We start from the raw sequence: 10,552 nt of genomic DNA, 5'->3' as shown, positions 1-10,552 counted from the left end.
GCGTTTTCTTACCAATCAACTATATGCACTCACATATCCGCAAGCTTCATCAACTGGCCGATAACTCCAGTCGCCTGATCATCGGCCTGATGAGCGGAACCTCGCTGGACGGCCTGGATATCGCCCTGTGCCGGATAACGGGGGCGGGCACCACCAGCCGGATAGAGCTGTTGGAATTTACCACCACGGATTACGATGAGATTTACCGGCAACGGATTCGCTCGGTATTTTCCAGGCGTGAGGTCGACCTGCAGCAGGTCTGTCTGCTCAACCCCTGGATAGGCAGGCTGCATGGCCAGATGGTAAAAGACGCCCTGAAACGGTGGCGCATCCCCGCTGAAGAGGTGGATCTGGTGGCCAGTCACGGTCAGACCATTTTCCATGCGCCACGATCACAACATGGACTGGACGACTATCCCAATGGCACCCTGCAGATAGGTGACGGCGATCATCTTGCCTGCCAGGCCGGAATTATCACCCTGAGTGATTTTCGCCAGAAGCATATTGCCGCTGGCGGCGAAGGGGCGCCCCTGGCCGTCTATGGGGACTATCTGATTTTTTCCAGCCAGTCGCAGAACCGGGTCTTGCTGAATATGGGCGGCATAGCCAACTTTACCTACCTGCCCGCCTCAATGCAGGCCGGTGAGGTATTCAGTTCCGATGTGGGCCCCGGCAATACTCTGATGGACGCCTTTGTCCAGCAGCAATTCCCGTCTCTGACCTATGACAGGGACGCAGCCATAGCCCGTGCCGGCAGGACCAACCTGCCCCTGCTGGAGGCCCTGAAGGACCATGCGTTTTTTGCCAGGAAACTGCCCAAAACCACGGGACCAGAGCTGTTTAACCTGGACTATCTGCACCAGGCACAACGCCGCAGCCACACCCAGGCTCTGACGGACCAGGATGTGATGGCAACCCTGAATCGTTTTTCAGCCGATACTATTGTAGGGGCCCTCAGACAATGCGAGGGGAAGCTGCAGGACTATCATCTGTATGCCAGCGGCGGCGGCTGGCACAATCCCCTGCTGATGGACAATATCCGCGAGCAGTTGCCAGAGGTGCGCATTCATTCCACCGAAGACCTTGGTATCCATCCCGACGCCAAAGAAGCCGTGCTGTTCGCCGTGCTGGCCAACGAATGTGTCGCCGGCGGGCAGGTCAGTTTCAGCAACCCGGCCGAAGGGATACCGAATGTGACCATGGGCAAAGTGAGTTTTTACGATTAAGCCGCGCCAGTTGCCTGGCGAAGTTGGAGCGGCATCAAAGTGACACTTTGCTGCCGTCCAGCAGCCCCCTGTACAAACCATCGGGGCCGACCAGCAGTATCTCCCCGCTCCTGCCCCGCTTTATGCCGCTGTCAACGGCGATAATCTGATTGTCAAAAAATCCGCTGACCTGTTCCTGGGTGGTATGGCCCACCACCAGGTGTTTGACACCAAAATGGGCCAGCAAAAGATCTATCTCCGCCTCGCTGGCCTGAGGCGGTTCGAAGTACCCCCGGTACCAGATGGGCCCGTCTGACTTGTGCAGATACCGGGCCAGGCCCTGGCGCAGCGAGTCCTCCTGTTCCACCAGATGTGCAGTAAATTCATCATTGATCTGTTCTAAGGTGAGCCCGTCTTCAGCCAGTTTGGGATGCAGGCCCCCGTGCGCAAACAGCATGTCGTTTATCTTCACCAGCACGTTGCGAGTTCTCAACCATGCCCCCAACACCATGCCATCGCCATATAGCTCGGCCTGAGTCTTACCCAGCAGCGTTTCTATCTCCTGATACTTATCATGCAGATAACGCAGGTCTCCATTGAGCACCATGACCTCATGATTGCCCAGCAGCAGATGAACCCTGCCCCCGGCCTTTCTGGCCTGGGAATCGAGCCGATATAAATACCACAGACTTTCGGTCACCTGGGGGCCCCGGTCAAATACATCGCCCACCACCACCAGGTGCCCGTCTGAAAAGTGCCAACGGCCATTTTCGTCCACAATCCTGTGGGCCTTAAGCAACTGGTCCAGCAACCCGAACTGGCCATGTATATCGCTGATGGCGGCAATCCTGGAGGCATTCTGGTATTGCAGATCCGGGCGGCTTGCCTGTTCCTCCGGCAGTGAAGCGCCCAGGCCACATTTTTCGATGTGCAGGGTGTCCTCTGGCGGCGGAAAACTGTAGCTCTTAACCTGGCCCTGACAGACCCACAGCGCCTGCCATTGGTCATCTTCGGCAAACACATAGGGTCCGTCAAAGAGCTCACCGGGTTGCGGATCTGAACAGGCGGCCAGCAAAATTGCCCCAGCCCATAACAGCATACTTCTCATAAGGGTTCCTTGTTACCGGGTGACAAGGGTCACCCGGTCGGCTGCGTCAAAACAGGACCTCGGCGCCCAGATAGACAAAGCGCCCAATCCCGCCGCCGTAGGCGCTGTGGAAGTTACCTGCGCCGGTCTCCAGATTGTCTCCGGTATTGGGCACCCAGGGACCCAGGTTGTTAAAGAGATTACGCACCCCGCCGTAAAGCTTCAGTTCCCTGTCCTGCTCCAGCTCCAACTGGTAGGAAACCGACAGATCATGAGTGACGTAGGAACCATAGTAGAGGTAGTAAGGCTGCTCCGGGTTGGCGATGGCGTCCGGGTCGCCGGCATCCAGCAGTGCCTGGTTTTCCGCCTTGAGCTCCTGCCACTCCTCTACCCTGTCATAGTCATCCACCATGGAGCCCTTGTACTTGGTTTTCCAGCGGATGCGCAAAGAATCATAGCGCCAGGTAACGGATGCCGTGGCTCGATCGGTGAAGATGCCGCTGGTGAGCTCCCCCTTGAACTCGTTGGTTTCCAGTCCGTCATTGCCTTCAAAAGACGCAGACCGTTCGATCACATGGTTCATCTGCACACCGAAGGACAGACTGCCCAAGTCGTTGAGATCGTAATCGTACGCCAACGACAGATCATAGCCTCGCGCCACTTCCTCATTCAGGTTGAACTGGCGCTGGATGATCTCGGTGATCTGTCCCTCACTGTCCCGGGTGATATCCGCGCAGAAGGGGTTGTCCCCGCCAAAGGGTACGGAGGAGTTGTAACACTCACTGAGTATGTCCTGGTTCGGAATGGAGGTAATGGCGTCTTTGATGGTGATGTCATAATAATCCAGTGCCAGCCTGAATCCTTCCAGCATGGCCGGTGCCAGGGTAATCCCCAGCGTGTAGGTATCTGCAGTCTCCTCCTTCAGGTCCTCATTGCCGGCATTGGGTGAATACCCGCTGTTTTCATCTACAAAAACGCCGTCTTCCGACGCATTGATGCCTGCTATCACGCCGGGCTCCTGGCGGCACGCCTCGTGACCGGGCTCGTCTGAGGTCAGGGTCACTCCATCGCAGATGTCGGTGAAGCTGTCATAGTCTCCACGGGGCGGCGATATCAACTCGGTAATATTCGGCGCTCGCTGGGCCCGGGCATAATTGGCCCGGACTGCATATCCCTCTACCGGCTCCCATATCAGGCCTGCCCGGTAACTTGACATCAGATCGATGTTTTTCTGGCTGTAGTCGGCCAGGCGCAAGGACAGATCCAGCGTCAGGTTCTTCGCCATGGCGGCGTCACGCAATAAAGGCATGGTCGCTTCGGCAAAGACTTCTTTGACTTTCACCTCGCCTTTGAAGTCAGGCACATCGTTGAAGGTGACGGCCAGGTTCCTGAGCTCATCATCGACGTTCACTTCCTGGGTGTCTTTGCGGTATTCAAAACCAAAGGCGGTGGACACCGGCCCGGCGGGCAGCTCGAACAGATCACCTGTCATATAGCCGCCAATGCTCAATTGGGTAATATCCGTATCGATCCAGGGGTTGGCGCGGATATAGTCCGCCGCTTCGGGGGTAATGCTGTTATAGCCAAAGATATTCACCGGCACGCAACCCTCTGCCCTGGCCTGGGCATCTGAACATTGTATGCTGCCGTCATCGGCAACTTCTGCATCCAGGGCCTGACGTAACTTGACGATACTTATCTCATTGCTGCGGCGCTGTTCCTGCTTAAACTTGCCGTAACCCACTGACAGCTCCCATTCCCATTCATTATCGAAGGCCATCCCCTGCAATCCTGCAAAGGTGCGCAGGGTGGTGCGCTGGTTGTCATTGACGATATTGCCTACTTCAGCAAAGGTGCGATCCCAGCTGACACTGCTGCCGGCGGATTCTCTTATGGCATCGGGTACAAAAGGATTGTCCGGCGAAATGGTACCGGGTATCACCAGGCTGGATTCGCCGGTAACAGGATCAACACGCAGCTCGTCGTCGTTGTAGTCCTGACCTTCCGGGGCTTTGTCATTAACCGAATGGTTGTCACTGTAGTGGACTTGGAACCGGGCACGCAGATCATCCGACAGGTCGTAATCCACCTTGATGGCCGTGGCAAGTTTATCGATGGGCACTTTGAGCATGTCGTACAGCTCCAGGTTCAGCCCATCCCGCTCCTCCACAAAGCCTTCGGTCAGACCATTCTCCGGATGGTAAAACCAGTCGTTGCCTTCAAAAGTCCCTCCCAGGGTGTTGTCGCTGCGTTCACGCCAATCGTCCGGGGTGATATCCCGCATACACTGGTCGCCTTCGACCGTGTTCATCTCATTGCAGAGCAATGAGGTGTTGTAGTCATAACTGGATTCATACCTGGCCCGGTCGCGCTCGGTGGGATGCAAACCGAACTCACGGTTCCAGGACGCCGCGACATAGAGGTAACCACGGTCATCGTTAAAGCTGGTCCCATACCCCGTATCCAGGGTGAATTCTTTGGCCCCGCCTTCTGTGGCCTGCCCGCCCTTGATATCAAACTCAAACCCTGTCTTGTTTGACTCGGTGATAATGTTGACGACCCCGGCAATGGCATCTGAACCATATATGGCCGAGGCCCCACCGCTGATAATCTCCACTTTGTCCACCATCGCTGCGGGTATCGTACTCAGGCTGATGTAGTTGCCACTGTAACTGTTGGACACTGCACGTCGCCCGTCTATCAGTGTCAGGGTCCTGTCCGTTCCCAGGTCGCGCAGGTCAATAGTGGACAGGCCGGTATTCTGTACGCTGGATTGAGAGTTGGTATTGCTCACTCCGGCACTGATAGAAGGTATTTCATCGACCAGAATTTCCGCCAGTTCCCCCAGCCCCGAGTCTTCCAGCGCCTCGCTGTCCAGCGACATCATTGGGGTGGCCATGGAAAAACTGTCCCGCTTGATTCGGGATCCTGTGACGGAGATCTTTTCCACGTCCTGGCTTTTACTGCTCTGGGAGTCAGAGGAGTTGGAGGCGGGGTTTACGTCGACCTGTTGCTCTGCCATAACCCAGGCCGACGTGCTGCTCAGCACAATGGCCTGTATGGCAATAACCAGTTTTTTCTTATTCATGTTTTTGTCCCTGTAAAGAGTGGTTACCGACTACCCTTTGAACGCCAATGATAGTCTGACACCTCTTCTTTTAGGGAGATCAGAAGCCCGCAGCAATACAAGGGGAGTCGTTTCTTACCCACTTCTATCTCTATTCCATCTCTATCCGTAATTTTTTATTTTAATTTCAGCCAGTTATGAAATTCTCCAGAAAATGGAAATATGGCGCGCCTGCGCCTTTTCCATTGAACCCGGATCCAGTATCCGTTACAGTTTTTTTACCTCCCCTCTCCCCTGAGCCAGGATAACCAACAAAAAGCGGGCCCAATGCAACGGCAACAAGCGTACAGTCTCGGAAACTGCAGGATCGAACCTTCGGAGTGCGCCATCTACCACCAGGAAGATGAAAAGCAAAGCCTGCAACCCAAGTTTATCGAGGTACTCAACTACCTGGTCAGTCATTATCCCCGCGTCGTCTCACGACAGGAACTGATTGAACACGTCTGGCAAGGAAACGAGTACGTGGGGGAAAAGGCTCTGACTAATGCCATCTGGCATTTGCGCCAGGCCCTGAAGCAGGATACCAGCGATGAACTTATCGAGACGATCCGGAAAACCGGTTACCGGCTGCTGATCGCACCCCGGGCCCTTGAATCCCGTCCCGAGGCTGGCATCCGGCCGGTCTCAGGGGGATTGAGGATGAGGGTAATAGGCATCGCCATTGTGCTGCTTGGCACGGCGCTGGGCGGCTATTGGTTGACATGGCTCCAGGCCCAACCCGACAAACGGACACTGCAAACCATCACTACGGAACCCGGCCTCGAGCTGTTTCCTGCCGCTTCCCCCGACGGCCGGTTTATTGTCTATAAATGGATTGGTCCCGGCGGACAGGTGGACCTGTTTAAACGGGATCTTCAGCAACCTGAGCTGGACGCGGTTCGACTGACCTATGATCTGGCGCTCGAAGGACATTCTGTATGGAGCAGCAACGGGCAGTATTTGTACTTCAGCCGCAAAAACACAGAACAGCAGCAATGCCATGTGGTGCGCATGGACATGCAAAATTATCAGGAAAACTTTGTCGCCAACTGTCCCCTGCTAGGCGGCTACCACTATATCGATATCTCTGCCGATGATGGCACCCTGGCTTTTTATGGCGATGAGGAAGAGGCAAGCCAGTCGGGTATCTACCTGCTCGATTTGACCAATCCTGAGGCGCGTCCGGTGCGATTTTCCTGTGATCTTGCCTGCAGCTTCAAAGAGCGGGACATGGCTTTTTCTCCAGACGGAAAATACCTGGCAGTGACCCGGCGTTTTAACCAGTTCAACGAGAACATTTACCTGGTTGAGTTAGCCAATGGTGCTGAGAAACAGTTGACCAGCGGTGAGGAAGATATCGTTGGTCTGAGTTGGCATCCAAACGGCCAGGAACTGGTTTACGGCGTTCAGCGTGCTGATACCCGGTTTGGATATCTGCTGGATTTGAAAACCGGCCACAGTCGACGCCTGGATATTGCCGGAATGAGCTACCCCAATTTTGCCCGCACCCGCCCCTGGCTGTTTTTCCAGCACAGAACCGAACAATATCAGATTGCCGCCTATCCCCTTGACCAGCAGGTCCACAGCAGTCCCTTTCCGGTCCTGCAGTCCGGCTATAACCACAAATATCCTGATTACTCAGACGCACAGGGTATGATCACCTATCTGTCCAATGAAACCGGTGCCTATGAAGTCTGGATTGCCGATGCCAACGGTGACAACCGCCGGCAACTGACCCACCTGAATCGTTCAGCCCGCTACCCCAAGTGGTCCAGGGACGGAACCCGCATTGCCTTTCTGGCGCCGGATGAGGACGGCAGCGGTGACCATATCTTCGTCGTGGAAGTTGCCACCAAAAGGGTCACCAGGCTGGAGAGTCCTTTTACCGGCCATAACAGACCCTTCTGGGCGCCCGACGGCCTAAGTATCCTGACGACGGCCTTTACGCAGGATCATGCGGATATCTACCGCTTTTATCTTGACGGCCGTCCTCCACAAAGACTCACCCACAACCGCGGCCGCTATGGGGTTCTTAATGAGAGGGGAGAGCTGGTATACAGTGCCTGGGGCGACGGTCTGTGGGCATTGTCACTGATATCCGGCGAATTGACTCAGCTACTGACCCAGGAGCAGTTTCAGGTTCGGTATGCCTGGACAGTGTCAGACCAGGGTATCTACTACCTGAGCGAAAATGACCAGCATCAGGAACTGCAATACTATTCCCTGCAGGAGCAGTCGACCAAGGTCCTGCTCAGGGCCCCGAGGGGCACTTTCGTCGGTGACAGTGCGCTGACCCTGGACAAGGCCAGGCAACAGATCCTGTTTACCAAGACCCTGTTTTATCAGTCCGATATTAAGCTACTCAAACATCCCTGAGGCCGACTGCGTCGGCTCAGTCCGCACTCCCGGGGTTGCCAGCACCCCAAACAAAGGTTGCTCCAGCATATCCAGCCCCTGGCTGACAAACCAGGCCTTGTCCATCTCCCTGAGAGCCAGGGCCAGTTGGTCCGGGTAATCGGCCGGCCGGCCTTGCTGGTAGTGATGCCTCAGCCGGGCTGAGGCGCTGTGGCTGTTCAGATAGGGCTCCTTGAGTACATCACCCAGTCTCGACTTCACCTGGGTAAAGGTCCTGCTGTCCAGCTTCCGTATGGTTTGCGCAGCCCATTGATTGAACTGACGGATTCGTTCCAATAAAGCATCGGCGGTCTTCTTATCGGATTGCACATAATAACTCAGATAGGGCTGGCCGTATTTTTCCCTTGCCCGGACACTGACTGAGTATCCCAGTTGCTCCTGAGTACGCAGTTGATGAAAAAACGGCGCGGCCAGCAGGGCTTCCATCATTCTGACCAGGGCCGCAGACTGCGCCGAATCATCCGTGGGCAACAACATCAAACGGGCTGCCGAGTCCGGACCTGACACCGACACCGGATAAAAAGTGCGGAGGGCTCCAGCTACCCAGCGCTCGTCTGTAACCGCCGTCTCTACCGGCGTGTCGGGCAGATAGTGACGCAACTGCGCCAACACCGCCTGACACAGCGGCGTGTCCACCTCCCCATAGTAGAACAGCCGTACCCGCCCATGACGCAAATAACTGTCGACGAATATCCGGTACTGTTGTTCATCAAATCTATCCATGTAGGCCAGCCTGTCGGCATGGTCCGGCTGCAGACCCAGCAGAGTGTTCAACCAGTACGAGGTTCTGTCACTCAGTCGGTCGCGCTGGAAACCTGCGAGTTCTGCCCGGTAACTCCTGAGCGTCTGTCTCAGGCTCCCATCGTCCAGTTGGGGCGCTGCCAGCGCCGCAAGCAGATGAGTGAATAGCAGGGACCAATTGCCCTCCCGTCCGGATAATCCAACACTCAGTCCCTGGGGTGTCGTCTCCACCTCTACGCCAATCAGTGCCTGTTCCGCTCCCTCAATGACAGGCCTTAACTGTCTGCGTAGGCGCTGGGCAAACAAAGGATTAAGCATGGCAAAGTCGTGAGGCAAAGGACCGACATCCAGATACAGACTGACTGACCGAAAAGGATCCCCCGGGACCGTGCCGGGCCGGTGTGTCTGGCAAGCCCTGTCTCCTTTCTCATGCTCTTTGGACTCAGAAGCCTGATGTGGGGTCCGGCCGACAACATAGGGCGAAGCCCCGGGCAAGGCCAAAGGGCGCGCACTGTCCCTACGGGCAATTTGCATAGCCTGCTCGGCATACCCCGTGCCATAAATGGGTTCCTGGCGGTCTGTCTTAAAATCGTCATTCTCGGCGATCAGCAAAAGGCTATCCGGCTGCATTTCTTCAACCATTCGGGCAAATAACTGCGGGTAAAACCCGGTGGGCGTCTGCCCATCGGTGAGAATATGCTGTGTGGGACGAAACAGCGTTTTGTCCGCCAGCCTGCGCACTGTATCTGCCTCCGGGTGAGCACTGGTGTGATTGAATCTGGCCAACTGAAGTGTGGCAAAGTGACTGAAAGAGACTGCCGGATTGGTCTGTTGACGAATTCTGTCCAGGTAATCAAACGTCGCGGCAATTAGCTCATCCTGTCGTGCCCCACCTTTGCTGGTCAGCCTGAACTCCAGGTTGAAAAATTCATGTTGTCTGTCGAGCAGTGCCTGGGAGGCATTCATGCTGCTGATGATGCCTTGTTGCTGCAGGTAAGCCTCCAGACCGTTGGGATTGTAACTGTCGAACAGCCACTCCAGGTAGGCGGTCGCCATCATCTGCCTTAACGGCTCGGTGAGGCCGACGATAAAACTCAGCGTCAGCCGATTGTGGTCCCTGAGGCTCCTGATCTGAATAAGCTTGCCCCCATGGGACCCGTAATCGGGAGTACCGGCCAGTCCGGCCTGCTGTTCACATCCGGTTGGCAGGGCAGAGAATTTGTCTTTCGCTTCTTTGGCAAGCCGGGACAACGGGTAGGGCCCGGCCAGCACCAGGGCCATTCTCTGGGCACAGTAATGTTGCTGTCCAAACCCGTTGATGGCACCGCTTAGGGACAATTCCGGCTGATCCCTGAGAGTAGTAAGGTTTCCCGTTGAGAATTTCCGGTAAGGATGGTCACCGTCTATGTACTGACGAACCACCTCCCGCTTTCTACGGTAGGCGTCTGAAAATTTGAGCCGGAACTCGGCATCCACTGCCTGACGTTCCCTGTAGATCAGGGAGGCCGGCAGCAGCGGGTCAATAAATTGCCAGGCGAATCGATCCAGAGCCGCTGGGAAAGCTGCGGCGGAAACCTGAAAGTAATAGTTGGTCCGGATAGCGGAAGTTGAGGCATTGGAACGGCCGCTGTTAGCTGCTAGAAAGGCTTTGTACTCGCCAGGGGAGGGATACTTTGCCGAGCCCTTTGACAACATATGCTCATACAAGTGTGCCAGACCCGGCATCTCAGGTGGATCCTGAAAGTAACCTGCGGCAACCGATACGGAGGCATAGGCCTTGTCCAGGGCATTGTCGCTGACCAGCAGGACCTGCAAACCATTGTCCATGGTCAGTGACTGGTAACGGGCAGGATCATTATGACCGCGGATAATGCCCATTTCAGCTTGCTCCTGACCTGCCAGGGGAATCGACGGTACCGGATTTAACTGACAACCCGAAAGCAAGGTACAGAAAAAAAACAGAGCCAAAAGAGGGTACAGGTTCATAGCAGCAAACAA

At 55.6% G+C, this 10,552-nt stretch carries 5 protein-coding genes; 2 read left to right on the top strand and 3 right to left on the bottom strand.

All coding sequences use genetic code 11. The features are described from left to right. Positions 1-23: 23 nt before the first annotated feature. On the top strand, positions 24-1,226 hold the full coding sequence (locus J0A66_RS08465) for an anhydro-N-acetylmuramic acid kinase (protein WP_206573367.1): 1,203 nt from the start codon (positions 24-26) through the stop codon (positions 1,224-1,226). A gap of 34 nt (positions 1,227-1,260) precedes the next feature. Here the strand turns inward: J0A66_RS08465 and J0A66_RS08460 are convergent, their stop codons facing one another. After that, positions 1,261-2,313 (bottom strand): metallophosphoesterase, encoded by a 1,053-nt coding sequence (locus J0A66_RS08460; protein WP_206573366.1) that lies wholly within the window; start codon positions 2,311-2,313, stop codon positions 1,261-1,263. 46 nt (positions 2,314-2,359) lie between these two features. Continuing rightward, positions 2,360-5,380 carry a TonB-dependent receptor domain-containing protein gene (locus J0A66_RS08455; protein ID WP_206573365.1) on the bottom strand — a complete coding sequence of 1,007 codons (3,021 nt, stop codon included), beginning with the start codon at positions 5,378-5,380 and terminating at the stop codon, positions 2,360-2,362. A gap of 306 nt (positions 5,381-5,686) precedes the next feature. On the opposite strand from J0A66_RS08455, the gene J0A66_RS08450 reads away from it, so the two are divergent. Further along, positions 5,687-7,774, top strand: coding sequence for a winged helix-turn-helix domain-containing protein (locus J0A66_RS08450; RefSeq protein WP_206573364.1), 2,088 nt, complete (start codon positions 5,687-5,689; stop codon positions 7,772-7,774). Here the strand turns inward: J0A66_RS08450 and J0A66_RS08445 are convergent. Beyond that, positions 7,757-10,432, bottom strand: a complete 2,676-nt coding sequence (locus J0A66_RS08445; RefSeq protein WP_206573363.1) for an insulinase family protein — start codon at positions 10,430-10,432, stop codon at positions 7,757-7,759. The two genes, J0A66_RS08450 and J0A66_RS08445, sit on opposite strands and share 18 nt — an antisense overlap. Positions 10,433-10,552: the final 120 nt, after the last annotated feature.

This window comes from Bowmanella dokdonensis, assembly GCF_017254865.1.
Classification (GTDB): Bacteria; Pseudomonadota; Gammaproteobacteria; order Enterobacterales; family Alteromonadaceae; genus Bowmanella; species Bowmanella dokdonensis.
Note: the sequence above shows the minus strand (reverse complement) of the source record. Positions and strands in the feature narration are given on the sequence as shown.